The sequence below is a fragment of the Kitasatospora sp. MMS16-BH015 genome, from assembly GCF_002943525.1.
Lineage (GTDB): Bacteria > Actinomycetota > Actinomycetes > Streptomycetales > Streptomycetaceae > Kitasatospora.
Genome location: NZ_CP025394.1, coordinates 3378647 through 3399625, shown reverse-complemented (window position 1 = coordinate 3399625; position 20979 = coordinate 3378647). Strand labels below are relative to the sequence as shown.

The 20979-nt window shown below is 73.4% G+C and carries 17 protein-coding genes; 12 read left to right on the top strand and 5 right to left on the bottom strand.

The genetic code is table 11. The annotated features are described in order from the left end of the window. Positions 1–4 precede the first annotated feature (4 nt). Positions 5–892, top strand: a complete 888-nt coding sequence (gene sucD / locus CFP65_RS14575) for a succinate--CoA ligase subunit alpha (RefSeq protein ID WP_104816506.1) — start codon at positions 5–7, stop codon at positions 890–892. A gap of 80 nt (positions 893–972) precedes the next feature. Here sucD and CFP65_RS14570 read toward each other — a convergent pair whose 3' ends face one another. Next, on the bottom strand, positions 973–2367 hold the full coding sequence (locus CFP65_RS14570; protein ID WP_104816505.1) for a response regulator transcription factor: 1395 nt from the start codon (positions 2365–2367) through the stop codon (positions 973–975). A gap of 116 nt (positions 2368–2483) precedes the next feature. On the opposite strand from CFP65_RS14570, the gene CFP65_RS14565 reads away from it, so the two are divergent. Beyond that, on the top strand, positions 2484–3992 hold the full coding sequence (locus CFP65_RS14565; RefSeq protein WP_104816504.1) for a DUF6350 family protein: 1509 nt from the start codon (positions 2484–2486) through the stop codon (positions 3990–3992). Positions 3993–4234: 242 nt separating this feature from the next. Further along, positions 4235–7195: a protease pro-enzyme activation domain-containing protein gene (locus CFP65_RS14560; RefSeq protein WP_158702171.1), complete on the top strand. Its 2961-nt coding sequence runs from the start codon at positions 4235–4237 to the stop codon at positions 7193–7195. A 67-nt stretch (positions 7196–7262) separates the two neighbouring features. Here CFP65_RS14560 and CFP65_RS14555 read toward each other — a convergent pair whose 3' ends face one another. Beyond that, positions 7263–7814, bottom strand: coding sequence for a hypothetical protein (locus CFP65_RS14555; protein WP_104816502.1), 552 nt, complete (start codon positions 7812–7814; stop codon positions 7263–7265). Between the two features lie 257 nt (positions 7815–8071). Between CFP65_RS14555 and purN the strand changes: the two genes are divergently transcribed. Further along, complete coding sequence (purN, locus tag CFP65_RS14550; protein ID WP_104816501.1) at positions 8072–8740, top strand: phosphoribosylglycinamide formyltransferase; 669 nt, start codon at positions 8072–8074, stop codon at positions 8738–8740. Beyond that, entirely contained in the window at positions 8737–10320 is a 1584-nt protein-coding gene (gene purH / locus CFP65_RS14545; protein WP_104816500.1) for a bifunctional phosphoribosylaminoimidazolecarboxamide formyltransferase/IMP cyclohydrolase, read from the top strand. Before purN ends, purH begins: the two co-directional genes overlap by 4 nt. 67 nt (positions 10321–10387) lie before the next feature. Here the strand turns inward: purH and CFP65_RS14540 are convergent, their stop codons facing one another. Continuing rightward, on the bottom strand, positions 10388–11155 hold the full coding sequence (locus CFP65_RS14540) for an RDD family protein (RefSeq protein WP_104816499.1): 768 nt from the start codon (positions 11153–11155) through the stop codon (positions 10388–10390). 138 nt (positions 11156–11293) lie between these two features. Continuing rightward, a complete protein-coding gene (locus CFP65_RS14535; RefSeq protein WP_158702170.1) occupies positions 11294–11677 on the bottom strand; it encodes a DUF2752 domain-containing protein in 384 nt (127 codons plus the stop codon). Positions 11678–11956: 279 nt separating this feature from the next. On the opposite strand from CFP65_RS14535, the gene CFP65_RS14530 reads away from it, so the two are divergent. The 6 genes from CFP65_RS14530 to CFP65_RS14505 all read left to right on the top strand — a co-directional run bounded on the left by CFP65_RS14530 (position 11957) and on the right by CFP65_RS14505 (position 17473). Beyond that, positions 11957–12814: a bifunctional methylenetetrahydrofolate dehydrogenase/methenyltetrahydrofolate cyclohydrolase gene (locus CFP65_RS14530; RefSeq protein WP_104816497.1), complete on the top strand. Its 858-nt coding sequence runs from the start codon at positions 11957–11959 to the stop codon at positions 12812–12814. A gap of 41 nt (positions 12815–12855) precedes the next feature. Next, positions 12856–13284, top strand: coding sequence for a DUF3017 domain-containing protein (locus CFP65_RS14525; protein WP_104816496.1), 429 nt, complete (start codon positions 12856–12858; stop codon positions 13282–13284). Between the two features lie 180 nt (positions 13285–13464). Then, on the top strand, positions 13465–14454 hold the full coding sequence (locus tag CFP65_RS14520; protein ID WP_104816495.1) for a malate dehydrogenase: 990 nt from the start codon (positions 13465–13467) through the stop codon (positions 14452–14454). 75 nt (positions 14455–14529) lie between these two features. Further along, positions 14530–15843: a hemolysin family protein gene (locus tag CFP65_RS14515; RefSeq protein ID WP_104816494.1), complete on the top strand. Its 1314-nt coding sequence runs from the start codon at positions 14530–14532 to the stop codon at positions 15841–15843. Between the two features lie 30 nt (positions 15844–15873). Continuing rightward, on the top strand, positions 15874–16911 hold the full coding sequence (trpS, locus tag CFP65_RS14510; RefSeq protein ID WP_104816493.1) for a tryptophan--tRNA ligase: 1038 nt from the start codon (positions 15874–15876) through the stop codon (positions 16909–16911). A gap of 7 nt (positions 16912–16918) precedes the next feature. Beyond that, a complete protein-coding gene (locus CFP65_RS14505) occupies positions 16919–17473 on the top strand; it encodes a 2'-5' RNA ligase family protein (protein WP_168219600.1) in 555 nt (184 codons plus the stop codon). Positions 17474–17523: 50 nt separating this feature from the next. Here CFP65_RS14505 and CFP65_RS39730 read toward each other — a convergent pair whose 3' ends face one another. Then, on the bottom strand, positions 17524–19014 hold the full coding sequence (locus CFP65_RS39730; RefSeq protein ID WP_168219599.1) for a hypothetical protein: 1491 nt from the start codon (positions 19012–19014) through the stop codon (positions 17524–17526). Between the two features lie 201 nt (positions 19015–19215). On the opposite strand from CFP65_RS39730, the gene CFP65_RS14500 reads away from it, so the two are divergent. Next, entirely contained in the window at positions 19216–20970 is a 1755-nt protein-coding gene (locus CFP65_RS14500; protein ID WP_104816492.1) for a hypothetical protein, read from the top strand. Positions 20971–20979: the final 9 nt, after the last annotated feature.

Sequence of the window (20979 nt, the reverse complement as noted above, 5' to 3'; positions counted from 1 at the left end):
CACCATGGCTATCTTCCTTACCAAGGACAGCAAGGTCATCGTCCAGGGCATGACCGGCTCCGAGGGCATGAAGCACACCCGCCGCATGCTCGCCTCGGGCACCAACATCGTCGGTGGCGTGAACCCGCGCAAGGCCGGCACCACGGTCGACGTGGACGGCACCGAGGTGCCCGTCTTCGGCTCCGTCGCCGAGGCTATGAAGGAGACCGGCGCCGACGTCTCGGTCATCTTCGTCCCGCCGGCGTTCACCAAGAGCGCCGTCGTCGAGGCCATCGACGCCGAGATCCCGCTCGCGGTCGTCATCACCGAGGGTGTCCCGGTCCACGACTCGGCCTCCTTCTGGGCGCACGCCGGTGCCAAGGGCAACAAGACCCGCATCATCGGCCCGAACTGCCCCGGCCTGATCTCCCCCGGACAGTCCAACGCGGGCATCATCCCGGCGGACATCACCACCTCCGGTCCGATCGGCCTGGTCTCCAAGTCCGGCACCCTGACCTACCAGCTCATGTACGAGCTGCGTGACCTGGGCTTCTCGTCCGGCGTCGGCATCGGTGGCGACCCGGTCATCGGCACCACCCACATCGACGCCCTCGCGGCGTTCGAGGCGGACCCCGACACCAAGCTCATCGTCATGATCGGTGAGATCGGTGGCGACGCCGAGGAGCGTGCCGCGGCCTACATCGCCGAGCACGTCACCAAGCCGGTCGTCGGCTACGTCGCGGGCTTCACCGCCCCCGAGGGCAAGACCATGGGCCACGCCGGCGCCATCGTCTCCGGCTCCTCCGGCACCGCCGCGGCCAAGAAGGAGGCCCTCGAGGCCGCCGGTGTCAAGGTCGGCAAGACGCCGTCCGAGACCGCCCGCCTGGCCCGTGAGCTGTACAACGCGCTCTGAGCCCCTCGGCTGAGCCGCACCCGCAAGGGCGCGGAGGCCGTCGCGATCGCGACGGCCTCCGCGCCCTTCGGCGTTCCCGGCTAGCGGGAGCAGAGGCGCAGCGGAGCGCAGTCCACGACGGCGGCCGGCCGGTGCGGCTGCAGGAAGTCGCGCGGGCGGGCGGGCTGCGCCGGGGGCGGCTCGGCCTCGGGGGCGGCCGGGGCCGCCGGTGGGGACGGGAGGCTCGCCGGGATCGCGGCGGGCTGGGCCGCTCGGGCCGGCTGGGCGCCCGGGAAGGGGTTGCACCAGGGGGTGTGCAGGCCCGGGGTGCCGGTGGGGCGGGCCGGGCCCGCGCTGCCGGTGGTGACGCAGAGCGGGGGCGGGGCGGCCTGCGGGTGGAAGTAGCTCGACGGGCCGTTGCCCGCGAGGGTGGCGACCATCGTGCCGCCCATCGCGAGCACGAGTGCGGCGGCGGCCCCGGTCACCGCACCGCTCTGCAGCCGGGCCACCCACCGCACCCGCCAGGCGGCGGGCCGCCGCGGGGCGGGGCAGCCCCGGACGGCCGCCCGGTGCAGGCGGGCGCTCAACGCCTCGGCGAAGCCGGGCGCGGCCGGGTCGCCGCCGACCAGCTCCGGCACGGCCGCCGCCAGCGCGGCCCGGGCGGAGCGGACCCGGCCCTCGGCGGCGGGCGTGCTCGACTCGACCTCCGCCGCCACGGCACCGGCGGGCAGGCCGAGGGCGTCGTGCAGCACCAGCGCGCGGCGCTGGGGGCGGGGCAGCCGGCGCAGGGCCTTGAGCAGCGCCTTGTCCTGGGCGGACAGCCGGGCGGGTCTGGTGGGCCGGTGGCGCTCGGTGCCCGGCTGATCCGCCGTCGGCTGCTGTGAAGTCGACTGGTGTGACATCGGCTGCTGTGGGGTCAGCTGCTCGGGAGTCAGCTGAGCCGGGCGGAGGCGGATGCGGCGGTGCGGGAGGTGGAAGCGGTGGGCGCGGCGGGGGCCGGTGCCGGTGCGCCAGGGGGAGAGGGCGTGGTCGAAGGCGTAGGCCCGGACCCAGGCCTCCGGGTCCTCGGTGGCGGCGACCGTCGGCCAGTGGCGGCCGGCCTCGCCGAGGGCGCGGCGGACGCTGCGGGCGGCGCGGCGGCGGCGGGCGGTGACCAGGTACGTCTGCTGGACCAGGCGGGCGTGGGCCGCCGTGATCAGCTCCGTGAGGGTGGCGGGGGCCGGGGCCGGGGCCGGCGCTGGGGGCGCTGCGGTCGGCGCCGTTCCGCTGGGTGCGGGCGCCAGGCCGGCGGCGGCCTCGGCGCGGGTGCGGGCGCCGAGCTTGCGCAGGGCGCGGTGGAGCAGGAGGCGGGTGGCCTCGGGGGAGGAGTTGAGGGAGCGGGCGATGGCCTTGGTGGGGTGGCCGGCCGCGTAGAGCAGCAGGGCGTGGTGTTCACGGGGTGTCAGGAGGCGGACGGGGAGCCGCCGGCGGGTGCGTTCCGCGGTGGGGGAGGTCATCGGGGCGTCCGTGGGGCGCCGGCGGGTCGCATTAGACACATAAGCGAATAATCTTGGACACGGCGGAGATTCGCCGCTTCACGGGGCACAACGGGTGACCTTGGCAGCATGAGGCCATGACTCAGCTGATGGGGCGTCCGATCCTGGAACTGCCGGGCGAGCTGGGGGCCCGTTCCGTCCTCACCGACCTGCTGTCCGGAGCCCGGGCGGCGCTGCTCACCCTCGCGGTGGTGGCCGCGCCCGTCTACGGCCTCTGGGTGCTCGCGCCGTACTCGGACGACACCGCCGCCGGCGCCGGGCGCCTCACCTGCGCGCTCTGGCTGCTCGGCCACGGCGCCCCGCTCGGCCGGGGCGAGACCGCGATCCCGCTGACCATGACCCCGCTGCTGCTCACCGTCTTCACCGCCGTCCAGCTGCACCGCGCGGGCACCCGCCTCGGACGGCGCGAACGCTGCGATTGGCGCTCCCCCTCGGCGCTTTGCGCCGGGTACCTGCTGACGGCCGTGGCCGCCCTCTCCCAGTGCACGGCGCAGGGCCCGCTGCGCGCCCGCCCGCTCCCGGACCTCGCCGCCGTGGCCGGGCTGACGATCGCCTCGGTGCTGACCGGCTACCTGCGCGGCGCCACCGTGCCCTGGGCCGGCCGGTTCCGGCTGCCGCGCCTGCTCTGGCCCGAAGGCGCCGGCCCGGTGGTGGCGCGGGCGGCGGTGGCGAGCGGGTACGGCCTGCTCGCCGGGGGCGCGCTGGTGCTGCTGAGCGCCCTGGCGTTCGGCCTCGGCGCGGCCGGACGTTCCGCCGTCGGCCTCGGCGGCGGGGTGGTGGGGTACGGCGCCCTGCTCTTCAGCTGCGCCCTGCTGCTCCCGAACGCCGTCCTCTGGGGCGCCGCCTACGCCCTCGGCCCGGGCTTCGTGGTCGGCACCGACACCGCCGTCACCCCGGCCGGCACCACCCTCGGCGCCGTCCCGGACTTCCCGCTCTTCGCCCTCCTCCCCGACCCCACCGCCCCGGCCGGCACCTGGCGCCTGGCCGCCCTCGCGCTGCCGCTCCTCGCGGCGGCCGTCCCGGCCGTGCTGCTCGCCCGCGCGAGCGAGGCCGCCCGAGTGAGCGGCGACCTCGCCGGCCAACGGGGGCAGGGGGGCGGTTGGTGGGCCCGGAGGTCGGGGCGGTCGGTGGCCACGGAGGGGCCGGCGGCCGAGCTGGACGGGTCGGCGGAGGAGCCGTCCGGCCGGTGGTGGCGGCGGGGTGCCGCGGGCGGGCCGTCGGAAGGCGGCCGCTGGGCCCGGCTGCTGCGGCGGTCTGCGACCACGGACCAGGCGGCCGTGGACGAGCCGGACGCGTACCCCGCCGACGGGCCCGCCGAGGTGACGGCCTGGCACCCGTGTGCCGCCGTGGTGGCCGCGCTGGCGGTGGCGGTGCTGGTCGGGGCGGGGGTCGCCTCGGCCGGGTGGCTGGCCGGTGGGGCGTTGGCCGGGGGGCGGATGGCGCGGTTGGGGCCGTCGGCCTGGCGGGTGGGGGCGGTGGCGGCCGGGTGGACGGCCGTGGTGGTGGTGCCCGGGGTGCTCCTGCCGCGGCTGCGGCCGGCCTGGTGGGCCACCCGGCGGGTGGTCCACCGCGTCGTCAGTTGGTGAGGCCGGTAATTCCGGCGGGGGCGCCCGACGGGAAATCCGGGTATTCGAACCAATATCGGAAGATCATGTTCCACTTCCCGGAAGGGCCGCTCTGAGCTGCGGATATGCGGGGAGAAGCAAGAAACCTGAATGCACTGTCGGTCGGAGCTGATAAAAAGCTTATCGGGGGATTCTGGGGGAGTTCTTACGGCCTGCCCGGAATTCCGCATGTCCTTGTCAGGGCTGACCGAAGGAGAACGCGGATGACCGCTACACACATACGAGGGGTGGCCGCCCGGGCGGCCACCCTTGCCGTTGCCGCCGCCGCACTGGTGGCCGGGGCCGGGCTGCCGGCCATGGCCGCCACGGCTGCGCCGCAGCGGCTGGCCGAGTCGGTGCCGCAGGTGCCGGCCGGGGCCGTGCAGGTGGGGGCGCCGGCGGGGGACACGCCGCTGGAGCTGACGGTGCGACTGGCGCCGCGGGACGAGGCGGGGGCCACCGCGCTCGCCAAGGCGATGGCGGACCCGAGCTCGGCGCAGTACCACCGGTTCCTGGGGGCGGGGGAGTTCGCCCAGCGCTTCGGGGCCGACCAGGCCACCGTGGCCAAGGTGAGCCAGGCGCTCACGGCGGCGGGGCTGCGGCCGGGGCCGGTCGGGCCGAGCGGGCTGACCATCCAGGTGAACGCCACGGTGGCGACGGCGCAGAAGGCCTTCGACATCGGCTTCGCGGGCTACCGCCTGGCTGACGGCTCGTCGGCCTTCGGCAACACCACCGCGCCGGCGCTGCGCGCCGACCTCGCGGGCTCGGTCAAGGCCGTGCTCGGCCTGGACACGCTGGCCGCGCCCAAGGCGCACCACCAGGGCGCGAAGCGGGTCAAGCTCGCCGCCGGCTCGAACACCAAGCAGCCGAAGCTCGGCGCGCACGCGGCCGCCGCGTACCCGGCGCTCTGCGACAGCGTGCAGCAGAACCTCACGGACAGCCTCGGTGCCACCGACGGCGTGGACTACTTCAGCCCGACCTCGCTGGCCCAGGCCTACGGGCTGGACGGGCTGACCGACGGCGGGGCCGGCTCGACGGTGGCGATCATGTCGCTGGAGTCGTACTCGCCCACCGGCTATCAGGCCTTCCAGGACTGCTACGGCACCAACTCGCCGATCACCACCGTGCTGGTGGGCAGCGGCCCCCGGACCCCGGCCGACGACGACTCCGTCGGCCTGGAGGCCGCGCTCGACATCGACACCGTGGTGGGCGTGGCGCCCAAGGCGAAGGTGCTCTTCTACCAGGGCCGGGACGCGCACAGCTCCACCTTCACCTACGGCGACCTGCTGAACACGTACCAGCAGATCGCGGACGACGACAAGGCCGACGTGGTCTCCTCCAGCTGGGGCGAGTGCGAGGGCACCATGCCCGCGGCCGTCCGGGCGGCGGAGAGCGACATCTTCCTCCAGTCCGCGCTGCAGGGGCAGTCGGTGTACGCGGCGGCCGGTGACTACGGCTCGACCGACTGCTACCGGCAGTCCTCGCAGCCGGCCGGCGTGCGGGCCTCGCAGAGCGTGGACGACCCCTCCGGCCAGCCGTTCGTCACCGGCGTCGGCGGCACCACGCTGTCGGGCGACCTGAGCAGCCCGACCGAGGTGGTCTGGCAGCACGACGGCAACGCCACCGGCGGCGGCGTCTCCAAGAACCGGGTGAACAACGCGGTCAGCTACCAGTCCGGCTTCTTCGGCCCGGGCTACACCAACGCCTGCGGCGCGCAGGGCGGTCAGGCCTGCCGGCAGGTGCCGGACGTGTCGGCCGTGGCCGACCCGGCGACCGGGTACCTGATGGCCACCGGCACCGACTCCTGGACGATCATCGGCGGCACCAGCGGTGCCGCGCCGCTCTGGGCCGCGGTGACCGCGCACGTGAACGGCGCCCGGAAGTGCTCGGGCCGGGTCGGCAACGTGAACCAGCCGCTCTACCAGGCGGCCCGGACCGGCCGCAGCCCGCTCACCGACGTGACCTCGGGCAACAACGACATCGGCCTGCTGGGCGGCAAGTACGCCGCCGCGCGCGGCTACGACATGGCCACCGGCCTGGGCACCCCCAAGGGCGCGCAGCTGGTGGACGCGCTCTGCCCGGCCGCCGCGACCTACAAGCCGGTGACCCCGGCCCGCATCCTGGACACCCGCAACGGCACCGGCCGCGGCCAGGTCGCCGGGATGGGCTCGGTGAACCTCCAGATCACCGGCCGTGCGGGCGTGCCGGCCTCCGGCGTCACGGCCGTGGTGGTCAACACCACCGTGGTGGACACCGCCGCCGCCGGTTACCTGACGGCCTATCCGGCCGGGGCGCAGCGTCCGCTCGCCTCCAACCTGAACTGGACCCAGGGCGCCGTGGTGCCGAACCTGGTGACCGTGCCGGTCAGCGCCGACGGCCGGATCACGCTGTTCAACGGCAGCTGGGGCGCCAGCGACTTCGTGGCCGACGTGGCCGGGTACTACACGACCGGCAGCGGCGGTGCGCAGCTGGCCCCGCTGGCCCCGACCCGCCTGCTCGACACCCGCTCGCCGAAGGCCACCCTGGCCGGCAAGGGCGGCACCGCGCTCCAGGTGGCCGGCCGGGCCGGCGTGCCGTCCGGTGCCACCGCCGCCGTGCTGAACGTGACCGTCGCGGACACCGCCGCCAGCGGCTACCTGACGGTCTACCCGAGCGGGGTGACCAAGCCGCTGGCCTCCAACCTCAACTGGGTGGCCGGCCAGGTGGTGCCGAACGCGGTGATCGTGCCGATCGGCGCCGACGGCAAGATCGACATCTTCAACGGCAGCACCGGCTCCACCGACGTCATCGTGGACATCGCGGGCTACTTCTCCCCGGCGGCCACCGGCGGCAAGTTCCACGCCGTCGACCCGACCCGGCAGATCGACACCCGCCAGGGCCACGGCCCGCTGACCAACGGCAAGGTGCTCGGCCTGGGCCTCACCGCGGCCAACCTGCGGATCCCCGGCGAGGCCACCTCGGCGGTGCTCAACGTGACCGTCACCAACACCACCGCCGCCGGGTACCTGACGGTCTGGGCGCACGGGGCCACCGCCCCGCTGGCCTCCAACCTGAACTGGACCCGGGGCACCACGGTCGCCAACCAGGTGACCGTGCCGGTACACAACGGCGCCGTGGACCTCGCGGCCCACGGCTACGGCTCCACCGACGTGGTGGTCGACCTGTTCGGCTACTACAGCAACTGACGGCGAAAGAGCGGCGCCCTCTCCCGGAGCTTCCGGGGGAGGGCGCCGTGCCGTGTGCGGGGCCGGGTCAGCCCTGGTCGCTGCCGTAGAGGTCGACCAGGAACTTCGGGCCCAGGTCGCTGCAGCCCTGCTGGGCCTCGGCGGTCAGCGAATCGCTGACGCAGGTCACGTAGTCGCGGTAGTAGAGGTTGGTGCCGAGCACCAGGAGCACGCAGAGCACCGCCGCGCCGCCGGTGACCAGGCCGCCGATCGCGGCCGGGGTCTGCGGGCGGACGGGGGCCGGCGGGCCGGTGGGCGCGTCCTTGGGCCGCGGGGCGCGCAGCGCACTGACGCCCCAGTAGAGGGCCAGTGCGCCGAACAGCAGCGAGACGTAGACGATGCCGGTGACCAGGCAGAACAGCCCGGCCATGCCCGCGCTGAGCGCGTAGCGGGCGCGCCGCTGCACCGGGTCGTTGGGGTCGAAGCGCGGCTGCGGCGGCTGCTGCTGGGGCTGCCAGCGCTGCTGCGGGCCGCCCTGCTGCTGCGGCGGGACGGGGGTGCGGGGGCGCCAGGGCTGCTCCGGGGCGTCCTCGGGCGGCGGCGCGAAGGGGTTGCGCTCGTCGGGGTTCTCGCCGCTCATCCGTCCTCTGTCCTCTTCCGTGGTGCCGGGCGCGGGCGTGGCCCGTCCGCGGCTCAATGATCCCGCACCGGGTCGGAGCCGCCCAATCCCCCTGGTCGGGGGTCGCGAGATCCCGGTCTCAACTACGCGCGTAGCGGCCGGTGGGCGGTACGGGAGGCCGCCGACCAGCCGTTATCGTGGTGCCACCTGCCGCCGCCCGTAGTGGCCCCACCGACGGTGGACGTACCAGCGGGCGCAGACGTACGGAGAACCGCGCAGTGGCTTCCGCCGAGCCCGCCCCCGCCCAGAGCTTCCCCCCGCGCACGCCCGGACCGGCCCGGCTGGTCGTGCTGGTCTCGGGCTCCGGCACCAACCTGCAGGCGCTGATCGAGGCCGCGGCCGACCCCGCCTACGGCGCGGTGATCACCCTCGTCGGCGCCGACCGGGACGGCATCGCCGGCCTGGAGCGGGCCGAGCGCGCGGGCATCCCCTCCTTCGTCCAGCGGATCAAGGACCACGCCGACCGGGACGCCTGGGACGCGGCGCTGACCGCCGCCGTCGCCGAGCAGGAGCCCGATCTGGTGGTCACCGCCGGGTTCATGAAGATCCTCGGCCCCCGGTTCGTCGCGGCCTTCGCCGGACGGATCGTCAACACCCACCCCGCCCTGCTGCCCGCCTTCCCCGGTGCGCACGGCGTGCCCGACGCGCTCGCCTACGGCGTGAAGGTCACCGGCTGCACCGTCCACCTGGTCGACGCCGGGGTGGACACCGGGCCGATCATCGCGCAGGGCGTCGTCGAGGTGCTCGACGGCGACCACGCCGATGGCGGCGAGGCGCTGCACGAGCGCATCAAGACTGTCGAGCGCCAGTTGCTCGTCGAGGTCGTGGGCCGGCTGGCCCGCGAAGGTCACCGCATCGAAGACCGAAAGGTATGGATCCCGGCATGAGCGCCGCCCCCACCACCACCCCTCCCGTCTCCGAGAACGTCCGCCCGATCCGCCGCGCGCTGATCAGCGTGTACGACAAGACCGGGCTGGAGGAGCTGGCCCAGGGCCTGCACGCCGCCGGGGTCTCGATCGTCTCCACCGGCTCCACCGCCGGCCGGATCGCCGCCGCCGGCGTGCCGGTGACCGAGGTCTCCGAGCTGACCGGCTTCCCCGAGTGCCTGGACGGCCGGGTCAAGACCCTGCACCCGCGCGTGCACGCCGGTGTCCTCGCCGACCTGCGCCTGGAGTCGCACCGCGCCCAGCTGGCCGAGCTCGGCGTCGAGCCCTTCGACCTGGTCGTGGTGAACCTCTACCCGTTCACCGCCACCGTCGCCTCCGGCGCCACCCCGGACGAGTGCGTGGAGCAGATCGACATCGGCGGCCCGTCGATGGTCCGCGCCGCCGCCAAGAACCACCCCTCGGTGGCCGTGGTGGTCGACCCGGCCCGCTACGCCGACGTGCTGAAGGCAGCCCAGGAGGGCGGCTTCGACCTGCTGACCCGCAAGCGCCTGGCCGCGAGCGCCTTCGCGCACACCGCCGCCTACGACGTGGCCGTGGCCCAGTGGTTCGAGACCTCCGGCTACACCGAGTCGGAGGAGGCGTTCCCGAGCTTCCTCGGCGCCACCTGGGAGCGCCAGAACGTGCTCCGCTACGGCGAGAACCCGCACCAGCAGGCGGCGCTGTACGTCGACGGCACCGGCGGCCTGGCCGGCGCCGAGCAGCTGCAGGGCAAGGAGATGTCCTACAACAACTACATGGACACCGACGCCGCCCGCCGCGCCGCCTACGACCACGAGGGCCCGGCCGTCGCGATCATCAAGCACGCCAACCCGTGCGGCATCGGCACCGGCGCCGACGTGGCCGAGGCGCACCGCAAGGCGCACGCCTGCGACCCGGTCTCGGCGTACGGCGGCGTGATCGCCGTCAACCGCCCGGTCTCCGTGGAGCTGGCCGAGCAGATCGCCCCGATCTTCACCGAGGTGCTGGTCGCCCCCGGCTACGAGGACGGCGCCCTCGAGGTGCTGGGCAGGAAGAAGAACCTGCGCGTGCTGCGCGCCCCCGAGGCGCCCTGCGAGCGGCTGGAGGCCCGTCGGATCAGCGGCGGCGTCCTGCTGCAGCAGGTCGACAAGGTGGACGCCGAGGGTGACGACCCGTCGACCTGGCGGCTTGCCACCGGCGAGGCGCTCTCCGAGGCCGAGCTGGCCGACCTCGCCTTCGCCTGGAAGGCCTGCCGGGCCGTCAAGTCCAACGCGATCCTGCTGGCCAAGGACGGCGCCTCGGTCGGCGTCGGCATGGGCCAGGTCAACCGGGTCGACTCCGCCAAGCTCGCCGTGGAGCGCGCGGGCGAGCGGGCCAAGGGCTCGTACGCGGCCTCGGACGCCTTCTTCCCGTTCGCGGACGGCCTGCAGATCCTGCTGGACGCCGGCGTGAAGGCCGTGGTCCAGCCCGGTGGTTCGATCCGGGACGAGGAGGTCATCGCCGCCGCCGCTGCCGCCGGGGTCACGATGTACCTGACCGGCACCCGCCACTTCTTCCACTGACCTGGAAGAGACGAAGGCCCGCCGCCCCCCTCTGGGGCGGCGGGCCTTCCCGCGTTCAGGGCCGTGCTCAGCCCTGCTTCTTCACCACGACGGTGCCGGCGGCACGGTCGTGCCAGCCCTGCAGCTTGCCGGAGTTGTCGAAGAAGGGGGAGAGGTAGACCAGGATGGCGCCGATGTAGCAGAGGAAGGCGCCGACGATCGGGATGATGTAGCGGATGAAGCCGCCGCCCACGCCCGGGTTCTCGCCGGTGCTCTCCTTGACCACGCGCAGGCCCAGGGCCATCTTGCCCAGGGTCGCGCCGACCAGACCGACCATCAGCCACTCGTAGAGCAGGCTGAAGCCGGCCACCACGGCCAGGGTGCCGAACATCGCGGCCATGAAGCCGCCGCTCGCGTTCGACAGGTTGTGGTTGATGCAGTTCGAGTACTCGATGGTGCTCGGGTCGATGCCGGTGCAGCTGTCGGTGCTGCTCTTGGCCAGACCGACGGCACCGCCGAGGCCGAGCACCATCGCCAGGGTGACCACCAGGCCGACGATCACGCCGTCGACCAGGCGGGCCAGGAAGCGCTGGCCCATGGTGGCTATCTTCACCGGGCCGAGGTTGGCGATGTTGATGAAGCCGTTGTTGGCCTGGATGGTGCCGGGGGCCTGCGGCTGCTGCGGGTAGCCGTAGCCGGGCTGCGGGGCGCCGTAACCGGGCTGCGGCGCGCCCTGCTGGGGGTAGCCGTAGCCGGGCTGGGCCGGAGGCTGCTGCGGGTAGCCGTAACCGGGCTGCTGCGGCGCCTGCGGGGGCTGCTGGCCGTACGGGTTGTTCGGGTCGGGCGGGTAGCTCATCTGTGCCTCCGTGCACGGGTGGTGAGGTGGGGACGGGTGTGGAAAACCTGGACGGACGGGCACGCGAGCGCCGACCGGGGTGGAGACTAGCGGACCGGAACGACGGCAGGGTCTGCCGTGACCGGTGGTGAGGGTGGGTCAGGAGAGCACGACGCCCAAGCGGTGCAGCTGCCAGACCCAGGAGAGCGCTAAGGCCGCGCCGACCAGTGGCAGCGGCGGCACCCGGCGCAGCCGGGCGGGCAGCACGGGGAAGAGCGCCAGCACCAGCAGGGCCAGCACCGTCACCGGGTTGGCGGCCAGTGCGGCCGGCGCGCGGCCGTGGCCGGCCTCGATGAAGACGGTGGTGCTGCCGCAGAACGGACAGGGCACCCCGGTGAGCAGCCGCAACGGGCAGAGCACCCCCGGGTCGTGCGCGTCGTGCAGCCGGGCCACCGCGAACGCGGCGGCCGCACCCACGCCGAGCCGCGCCAGCACGCGCGCGAGCGCGCTGCGGACGGGCAGCCGGGCGGCGGCGAGGGCCATGGCTAGCGGGGGCCGGGTGTGCGAGGGCCGGGCGTGCGGCCCGCCGGATGTCGGCGCGTGGCGTGCTGCGGTGCTGTCATGTGCGTCTTCCCCCGTGGTTCTCCCCGTACCGCCGCCGAGCGCCTCTCGGGCGCGGGCGACGGCACACATCGTCGCCGGACACACCCCCGGTGTCCAGCGGTGTGCGTAGCGCGAGCGCAAGTTGTGGCGGAACCGCAATCACGCGCGGCGCGGGGAGGCTGCGCACGGGCACGCCCGGGCATCCGGGAGAATGGGCCCATGACTGCCCAGATTCTCGATGGCAAGGCCACCGCGGCCGCGATCAAGTCCGAACTCGCCGTCCGCGTGGCGGCCCTCAAGGAGCGGGGCATCACCCCCGGTCTCGGTACCGTCCTGGTCGGCGACGACCCGGGCAGCCGGTGGTACGTGAACGGCAAGCACAAGGACTGCGCCGAGGTCGGCATCGCCTCGATCCAGCGCGAGCTGCCCGCCACCGCCAGCCAGGAGGACGTGGAGAACCTCGTCCGCGAGCTGAACGCCGACCCCGCCTGCACCGGCTACATCGTCCAGCTGCCGCTGCCCAAGGGCCTGGACGCGAACCCCGTCCTGGAGCTGATGGACCCGGACAAGGACGCCGACGGCCTGCACCCGACCTCCCTCGGCCGGCTCGCGCTCGGCATCCAGGGCCCGCTGCCCTGCACCCCGCTCGGCATCGTCGAGCTGCTGCGCCGTCACGAGGTGGAGATCGACGGCGCCGAGGTGGTCGTGCTCGGCCGCGGCGTCACCGTCGGCCGCTCGATCGGCCTGCTGCTGACCCGTCGGAGCGAGAACGCCACCGTCACCCTCTGCCACACCGGCACCAAGGACCTCTCCTACCACCTGCGCAAGGCCGACATCATCGTGGCCGCCGCCGGCGTGCCGCACCTGGTGAAGGCCGCCGACGTGAAGCCCGGCGCGGCCATCCTCGACGTGGGCGTGAGCCGCAACGCCGAGGGCAAGATCGTCGGCGACGTGGAGCCGGCCGCGGCCGAGGTCGCCGCCTGGATCTCCCCGAACCCCGGCGGGGTCGGCCCGATGACCCGCGCGATGCTGCTCAACAACATCGTCGAGGCGGCCGAGCGCCGCGCCGGTCTGTAGGCCGCGGTGACGCGCGCCCACCTGTCGGCCCCGGCGGCGGCATGAGCCCCGCACGGGTCGGCCGCTCGCGCCGGCGGCCGGAGAAGACCACCGGCACCCTGCCCCCCGAGGGCTCGGCGGCGGCGCTCGGCCGGAGCCACACCCTGCCGGTGCGGCAGTGGCCGATAACGCTGGTGCTCGGCGTGGCGGCGGTCGGCCTGGCGATCACCTGGTTCGGCTCGGACCTGGACAACGGGTTCCGGTACGGCCTGCTGACCGTGGGCGGCTCGCTGCTGCTCGGCGCGGTGCTGCGGCTGGTGCTGCCCGAGGTGGGCCTGCTCGCGGTGCGCAGCCGGTTCACCGACGTCACCCTGCTGACCGTGCTCGGCGGGGTGATCGTGGTGCTGACGCTGGTGGCCCAGCCCGATCCGTGGCTCAGCCTGCCGGTGCTCGACAACATCGGGCAGCTGATGGGCCGTCGGCACCACTGACCCGTACGGCCTCGGAGGGCGTCCCGCCGGTGTGACATATCAGCTACCGGCACGGGCGCCCTCCGGTGCTTCCTTGCGATAGCCTGAGCCGGGTCTCTCGATGTCGAGAGACCGGTCTCGGCTCCGGCTCGTCGAGCGTGCCTGGAGCGTGGCACCTGGCGATCGCAGGAGTAGGTAAAAATGACTCGCACCCCCGTCAACGTCACCGTAACCGGCGCGGCCGGTCAGATCGGCTACGCGCTGCTCTTCCGCATCGCCTCGGGCCACCTGCTCGGTGCCGACGTGCCGGTGAACCTCCGTCTGCTCGAGATCCCCCAGGGCCTCAAGGCCGCCGAGGGCACCGCGATGGAGCTCGACGACTGCGCCTTCCCGCTGCTGCGCGACATCACCATCACCGACGACCGCGACAAGGCCTTCGACGGCGCCAACGTCGCCCTCCTGGTCGGCGCCCGTCCGCGCACCGCGGGCATGGAGCGCGGTGACCTGCTCTCCGCCAACGGCGGCATCTTCGGCCCGCAGGGCAAGGCCATCAACGACAACGCCGCGGACGACATCAAGGTCCTGGTCGTCGGCAACCCGGCCAACACCAACGCCCTGATCGCCCAGCGCAACGCCCCGGACGTCCCGGCCGACCGCTTCACCGCGATGACCCGCCTGGACCACAACCGCGCGGTCGCCCAGCTGGCGAAGAAGCTCGGCGTCACCGTCAACGAGGTCAAGAACCTCACCATCTGGGGCAACCACTCCGCCACCCAGTACCCGGACATCTTCCACGCCGAGGTCAACGGCAAGAACGCCGCCGAGGCCGTCAACGACGAGAAGTGGCTGGCCGAGGACTTCATCCCGACCGTCGCCAAGCGCGGCGCGGCCATCATCGACGCCCGTGGCGCCTCCTCCGCCGCCTCGGCCGCCAACGCCGCCATCGACCACGTCTTCACCTGGGTCAACGGCACCCCCGAGGGCAGCTGGACCTCCATGGGCGTCGTCTCCGACGGCTCCTACGGTGTCGAGCCGGGCATCATCTCCTCCTTCCCCGTCACCACCAAGGACGGCAAGTGGGAGATCGTCCAGGGCCTGGACATCTCCGAGTTCTCCCGCAAGCGGATCGACGCCTCCGTCGCCGAGCTGGTCGAGGAGCGCGACGCGGTCAAGGAGCTCGGCCTCATCTGAGCCTGACGTCAAGGGCGGCCACCCCACGGGGTGGCCGCCCTTCGCCGTACCCGGGCCCAACTAGACTCTCCGCCCGTGAACGAAACCCTCGGGGACGCCGCGCTGGTCCTGGTCTTCATCCTGCTCGGCGGGCTCTTCAACGTCGCCGAGATCTCGCTCATCTCGCTCCGGGAGGGGCAGATCCGGGCGCTGGAGGCGCGCGGCACGCGGGGGGCCACCCGGGCCGCGCACCTGGCGGCCGATCCGAACCGGTTCCTGGCCGCCGTGCAGGTCGGGGTGACGTGCATGGGCTTCCTGTCGGCCGCCTTCGGGGCCGACACGCTGGCGGGCAAGCTGGCGCCGGTCTTCGTCCGGATGGGGCTCTCCGAGGGGGTCTCGGACGCCGTGGCGCTGGTCGGGCTGACCCTGGTGATCTCCTACGTCTCACTGGTGCTCGGCGAGCTCACCCCCAAGCGGATCGGCCTCCAGCGGGCCGACTCGATCGCGGTGCTCGCCGCCCCCGTGGTGGACGTGATGTCGGTGGTGCTGCGCCCGGCCATCTGGCTGCTCGGCCACTCCACCAACCTCTGCGTGCGCCTGTTCGGCGGTGACCCGGCCGCCGGGCGCGGCACCATGAGCTCCGAGGAGCTGCGCGGCCTGGTGGCCGCCAACACCGAGCTCGGCAGCGACGAGCGGGCGATGATCAACGACGTCTTCGCGGCCGGCGAGCGCCAGCTGCGCGAGGTGATGGTGCCCCGCACCGAGGTCACCTTCCTGGACGCCGACCAGCTGCTCACCGAGGTCCGCGAGGAGACCAGCACCTCCCCGCACTCCCGCTACCCCGTGGTCGAGGGCTCCTACGACGCCGTGGTCGGCTTCGTGCACGTCCGCGACCTCTACGGCGCCCGCGGCGGCTCGGCGGTGCGGGTCCGCGAGCTGGCCCGGCCGGTCAAGCTGCTGCCCGCCACCAAACGGGTGCTGGAGGCGATGGGGGAGATGCGCCGGGAGGGCCACCACCTGGCGATGATCGTGGACGAGTACGGCGGCACCGCCGGGATCGTCACCCTGGAGGACCTGGTCGAGGAGGTGATCGGCGAGATCCGGGACGAGTACGACGCCCAGGACACCACCGCCACCCGCCGGCTGGCCGGTGGCGGGATGGAGCTGGACGGCCTGCTCAACCTCGGGGACTTCACCGAGGAGACCGGCGTCACCCTTCCGGAGGGACCGTACGAGACCGTCGCGGGCTACGTGGTCGGGGCGCTGGGCCGGCTGCCGCGGACGGGCGACAGCGTGCTCACCGAGGACGGGGTGCGGCTCACCGTGGCCCGGTTGGACGGGCGCCGGATCGAAAGGATCCGGGTGAGTGCGGTCACACTGGCGCAGGCTCCGGGCGAAGAGGTTTCCTGAAGCTTCGGTGAAGCTGGAACAATGGCGCCCATGGTCAACGAAGCGGTCAGCGGCGCGGCGAAGAGCCGTCCCAGGGTGCTCTCCGGCATCCAGCCCACCTCGGGCTCGTTCCACCTGGGCAACTACCTCGGCGCGGTGCGCCAGTGGGTCGACCTGCAGGAGTCGAACGACGCCTTCTACATGGTCGTCGACCTGCACGCCATCACCGTCGCCCAGGACCCGGCGACCCTGCGGGAGAACACCCGCGTCTCCGTCGCCCAGCTGCTCGGCGCCGGGCTCGACCCCGAGCGCTGCACCCTCTTCATCCAGTCCCACGTGCCCGAGCACGCGCAGCTCGGCTGGGTGATGAACTGCCTCACCGGCTTCGGCGAGGCCTCCCGGATGACGCAGTTCAAGGACAAGTCCTCCCGGCACGGCGCCGACAGCACCACCGTCGGCCTCTTCACCTACCCGATCCTGCAGATCGCCGACATCCTGCTCTACCAGGCCGACGCCGTGCCGGTGGGCGAGGACCAGCGCCAGCACATCGAGCTCACCCGGGACCTCGCCGAGCGGTTCAACACCCGCTTCGAGCCCACCTTCACCGTGCCGAAGCCGTACATCCTCAAGGAGACGGCCAAGATCATGGACCTGCAGGACCCGACGATCAAGATGAGCAAGTCGGCCTCCTCGCCCAAGGGCCTGGTCTCCCTGCTCGACGACCCCAAGGTCAGCGCCAAGAAGTTCAAGAGCGCCGTCACCGACACTGGCACGGTGGTCTCCTACGACGAGCAGGAGAAGGCCGGCGTCTCCAACCTGCTGCGGATCCACTCCGCGCTCAGCGGGCAGAGCGTCGACCAGCTGGTCGAGCACTTCGAGGGCAAGATGTACGGCGCGCTCAAGACCGAGCTGGCCGAGCTCTTCTCCGAGTGGGTCGGCCCGTTCCAGGAGCGCACCAAGGCCTACCTGGACGACCCGGCCGAGCTGGACCGCGTCCTCGGGCTCGGCGCCGACAAGGCCCGTTCGGTGGCCGCCGAGACCCTCGCCACGGTCTACGACCGCATCGGCTTCCTCCCGCCGAAGCGCTGACCACGCGATGACAGCGGTGAACGCCCCAGGTGACGGCCTCCTCGGCGAGGCCGTCACCATCGGTGTGTCCATATCCGTCCCGGAGCCCTTCGGCAGCGCCATCCAGGACGCCCGGGCCGGCTTCGGCGACCCGCTGGCCAGGTCCATACCCACCCACGTCACCCTGCTGCCGCCCACCGAGGTGGCCGCCGCCCGGCTGCCCGAGATCGAGGCCCACCTCACCGCGGTGGCGGCCCGCCACCGGGCCTTCCGGATGCTGCTCCAGGGCAGCGGCACCTTCCGCCCGATCTCCCCGGTGGTCTTCGTCCGGGTCGAAGAGGGCGCCCAGGAGTGCCGCGAGCTGGAGGCCGCCGTCCGCAGCGGCCCGCTGGCCCGCGAGCTCGCCTTCCCCTACCACCCGCACGTCACGGTCGCCCACGCCCTCCCCGAGGAGGCCCTCGACCGCGCCCACTGCGAGACCCGCGCCTTCCACGCCGCCTTCGCCGTCCCCGGCTTCAGCCTCTCCCGCTTCGGCCCCGACGAAGTCTGGCGGCCCTGCCGCACCTATCCCTTCGGGGGGTGACCATCAGGGGCTCGGGGAACCGCGAGGGCATCCCCTGGGGCGTGTACTCGTTAAGGAGTGCCCGCCCCTTCGCCTGCCCCCGCCGTTCCCCGAGCCCCTGAAGAACTGGCAGGGATCAGCGCCAGCAGGAACGGCGCGACGAAGAACGGCCCCACCATGTACCGGTACAGCGGCGCCGGATTGGCGGCCAGCACGGTGAGCTGGAACCCGAGCAGCACCCCGCCCAACACCCACACCGCCCGCATCTGCCGCCGCTTCGCGTACAGGAACAGCGCGGCGTAGCCGACGTAGCACCAGGTGGCGCCCCGGAAGAGCAGCCAGTCGAGCTGCGGGGTCTTGGCCAGGCTGTACCAGAACTGGGCGGCCGTGCGGAGCTTGTACGAGACCGGGTGGCTGTAGAGGGCGAAGCGGTTCGGGTTGGCGGCCATCGGGGTGCCCGGGGCGGCCACCCCGAAGAGGTCGGCGGGGGTGCTGGCGGGGGAGCCGATCCAGGTGAAGGCGCTCTTGTCGGCCGGGCCGGGGAAGGGGGCCCAGGCGATGTGGCCGCGGCAGATCCGGGCCTGCATGATCAGGTCCGGCCGCTCCTTGAGCACCCGGCTCCACATGTCCATCAGCTGGGTGTTGACCCGCTCTGCCGCGTTGCGGTCGAAGTTCCAGGCGAGCACCAGCTGGTCGGAGACGTAGCAGTTGCTGCCGCCGCGGGTCCAGTCGGCCAGCGGGGTGACCTGGGCCAGCACGGCCTTGTCGGCGTCGGTGAAGAGGTCCGGCTGCTTCGCGTAGGCGACCGCGACGTCGTGGTAGTTGAGCGAGTAGACCGAGCTGACGGCCGGCTGCTTGATGCCCAGGGCGGGGTAGATCGCGAGCTGGCAGACCAGCGAGAAGCCGACCGCGAAGAGCGTGATCGCCGCGAGTGCCAGACGGCGGCCGCGGACCACCAGCACCAGGGCGAGCCCGGCGATCAGCGCGACCCCGAGCCCGTTGTTGCGGAACAGCCCCATGCCCGTCATCGACAGCGCGAACACCCACCAGTCGTACCGCCCGGCCTTGCCGGCGATCAGCCGGGCCGAGGCGGCGAAGGTGAGCACGGTGCAGAGGGTGAAGGGCACGTCCTTCCAGACGTAGACCACGAAGGCCCCGGCGGGCGGGGCGGCCGCCACCAGCAGGGCGATCGGCAGCAGCCAGCGGGCCCGGGCGCCGAGCGCCCGCATCGCGACGCAGGTGTAGGCGAGGGTGGCGGAGGCGACCAGGGTCTGGGCCAGGGTCAGCACGGCGAGCTTGCCGGGCACGTGCAGGGCCAGCCAGACCAGCACGTTGTAGAGCACCGAGTGCTCGGAGCTCCAGTACCCCGTGGTCACCTGGGCCACGTACGCGGCGGAGTCGTAGCTGGTCAGGCCCGGGTAGAAGGCCGCCCACCAGAGCAGCAGCACCAGCTCGACCCCGAGGAAGACCGCGAGCGGCAGCCGCCACCGGCCGGGCACCCGCCGGGCGTGCCTGGCCAGGCCCGAGCGCTGGACGGTCGGGTGGTCGAGCAGTGCGGTCATGGCAGCCTCGGGTCGCAGCACGTGGTCACGGCGGAGCAGCGGGGAGAGCCACAGCAGGGGCTGGGCGCCCCCACCCTACAGCGGCCGGATGAGCGGCCCGGACGGCTGGGCGGTGGGGTCTCGGCTAGCATCGGCCCGCACAGCCCTCCGCTGCTGCCGGAACGTTTCTGCCTGTGGACCAGCCCCGCTAGGAGTACCGCCGTGCCCGCCGTCATACCGGCCGACCCGTCGATCCCCGAGGACGTGTCGGCCCTCAACCCCGCCGCCGGCAGCCGCCACCGGGTGGTGCGCCGCCCGTCCTGGACGCGGCGGTGGAGCCCGGCGGTGGCCGAGATCCTGGTGGCCGTGCTGGCCGCGCTCGGCTTCACCTACTGGGGTCTGACGGTCGACAACGACCCGGTCGGGCGTACCGGCCAGATCAGCGGGCTGGCCACCCTGCAGTTCCGGCTGGCCGCGCTGGCCCTGGTGATCCTCTGCGCCGTGGTCTGGACGACCATGCGCGGCACCGAGCGGCTGCGCCGGCTCACCCTGCGGCTCTCCTGCGCGGCGGTGGCCGGGCTGGCCACCGGCTTCCTGGGCGCCGGGCAGGTCTTCGCCCTGCGCGGCACGCCCTGGCCGCTGAACGCCGAGTACGGGGACAACAACCGGCTGCTCGCCTGGGCGGCCGAGGTGGTGCACACCGGCAAGATCGACACCTTCTACCCGCCGGCCATCCCCTACGCCCTCGGCTACACCGCCAAGGCCGGGCTGCTCGACGGCCAGCCCGCTTTCGCGCTCAAGTGGCTCTTCATCGGCTTCGTGGCCCTCACCGGCCCGGCCGCCTACCTGGCCTGGCGGCTCTGCCTGCGGCCGCTGCCCGCGCTGGCCGTCGGCCTGCTGCCCGCGCTCCAGCAGACCCTGCCGCACAAGCCGTACAGCCCGTTCGTCCTGGTGGTGCTGGTGCCGCTGGTGGCCAAGCTGCTGCTCTGGCTGCGCGCCTCGCCCGCCTTCTCCGGCTGGGGGGCGGCGCTGCGCGGGGCCGGGCTGGGGCTGATGTTCGGCGGGCTGTTCCTGATCTACTCCGGCTGGCACCTCTGGTCGGCGCCCGGGGTGATCGTCTCGGTGCTGCTGCTCTTCCCGTACCGGCGCGGGCCGCTGCGCGGCCTGGCGCTGCTCGGCGGGGCGCTCGGCGGCTTCCTGCTGGTGGCCGGGGTCTACCTCAAGGTGCTGCTCGGGGCCACCGCCACCAAGGACCTCTGGTGCTCGGGCCTGACCATGACCGACCCGGGCTACCTGGGCTCCACCCCGCTCACCAACCGCTCCTGGGACGAGCCCGGCGAGTGGCCGGGCCTGGGCGACTTCTCCGGCCTGCCGATCTACACCGTGGTGGTGCTGGTCGGCCTCGGGGTGGCCGTGGCGCTCGGCCTGCGCAAGGCCGTGGTGCTGGCCCCGCTGGCCTGCTTCGCGAGCGCCTGGTTCATCCGCTACTGGATCGCCGGGCACATGGAGGCCAACCAGGAGGTGCAGCTCTTCCCCCGCACCATCCTGCAGATCCAGGTGACGCTGACCGCGCTCACCGTGCTCGCCTGCGTGCTGGCCGCCGAACGCGTGGCCAAGGCGGTGGCCGCCTGGCGGCGCAGCTCGCCCGAGGTGGCCGAGGCGCTCGGCGCCCCGCAGCGGTTCACCGCGGCCGGCGTGCTGCTCGCGATGGTGCTGGCCGGCGGCACGATCGGCTCCTTCTTCACCAACCAGTACCTGCCCACGCCCCCGGCCGACCAGCTGGCCGGCTCGCTGGCCTGGAACTCGCACCAGATCCGCAAGCCGGACGGCCAGTGCCCGAAGTACGCCAACGGCGGGCTCTGCCGGGACTTCCCGAAGACGATCGACGTCAACCAGAACGACTTCAACCAGACGACACTGGTCTGCGAGTACCCCTGGCACAAGCAGAACGCGCTGCTGGCGCTGATGAAGGGCTGAGTCGATCTT

What these genes read in the sequence shown, in the direction of transcription:
- sucD (WP_104816506.1), top strand. Translation starts at nt 5, where the DNA reads ATGGCTATCTTCCTTACCAAGGACAGCAAGGTCATCGTCCAGGGCATG.
- CFP65_RS14570 (WP_104816505.1), bottom strand. Translation starts at nt 2,367, where the DNA reads ATGACCTCCCCCACCGCGGAACGCACCCGCCGGCGGCTCCCCGTCCGC.
- CFP65_RS14565 (WP_104816504.1), top strand. Translation starts at nt 2,484, where the DNA reads ATGACTCAGCTGATGGGGCGTCCGATCCTGGAACTGCCGGGCGAGCTG.
- CFP65_RS14560 (WP_158702171.1), top strand. Translation starts at nt 4,235, where the DNA reads ATGACCGCTACACACATACGAGGGGTGGCCGCCCGGGCGGCCACCCTT.
- CFP65_RS14555 (WP_104816502.1), bottom strand. Translation starts at nt 7,814, where the DNA reads ATGAGCGGCGAGAACCCCGACGAGCGCAACCCCTTCGCGCCGCCGCCC.
- purH (WP_104816500.1), top strand. Translation starts at nt 8,737, where the DNA reads ATGAGCGCCGCCCCCACCACCACCCCTCCCGTCTCCGAGAACGTCCGC.
- CFP65_RS14540 (WP_104816499.1), bottom strand. Translation starts at nt 11,155, where the DNA reads ATGAGCTACCCGCCCGACCCGAACAACCCGTACGGCCAGCAGCCCCCG.
- CFP65_RS14535 (WP_158702170.1), bottom strand. Translation starts at nt 11,677, where the DNA reads ATGGCCCTCGCCGCCGCCCGGCTGCCCGTCCGCAGCGCGCTCGCGCGC.
- CFP65_RS14530 (WP_104816497.1), top strand. Translation starts at nt 11,957, where the DNA reads ATGACTGCCCAGATTCTCGATGGCAAGGCCACCGCGGCCGCGATCAAG.
- CFP65_RS14525 (WP_104816496.1), top strand. Translation starts at nt 12,856, where the DNA reads ATGAGCCCCGCACGGGTCGGCCGCTCGCGCCGGCGGCCGGAGAAGACC.
- CFP65_RS14520 (WP_104816495.1), top strand. Translation starts at nt 13,465, where the DNA reads ATGACTCGCACCCCCGTCAACGTCACCGTAACCGGCGCGGCCGGTCAG.
- trpS (WP_104816493.1), top strand. Translation starts at nt 15,874, where the DNA reads ATGGTCAACGAAGCGGTCAGCGGCGCGGCGAAGAGCCGTCCCAGGGTG.
- CFP65_RS14505 (WP_168219600.1), top strand. Translation starts at nt 16,919, where the DNA reads ATGACAGCGGTGAACGCCCCAGGTGACGGCCTCCTCGGCGAGGCCGTC.
- CFP65_RS39730 (WP_168219599.1), bottom strand. Translation starts at nt 19,014, where the DNA reads ATGACCGCACTGCTCGACCACCCGACCGTCCAGCGCTCGGGCCTGGCC.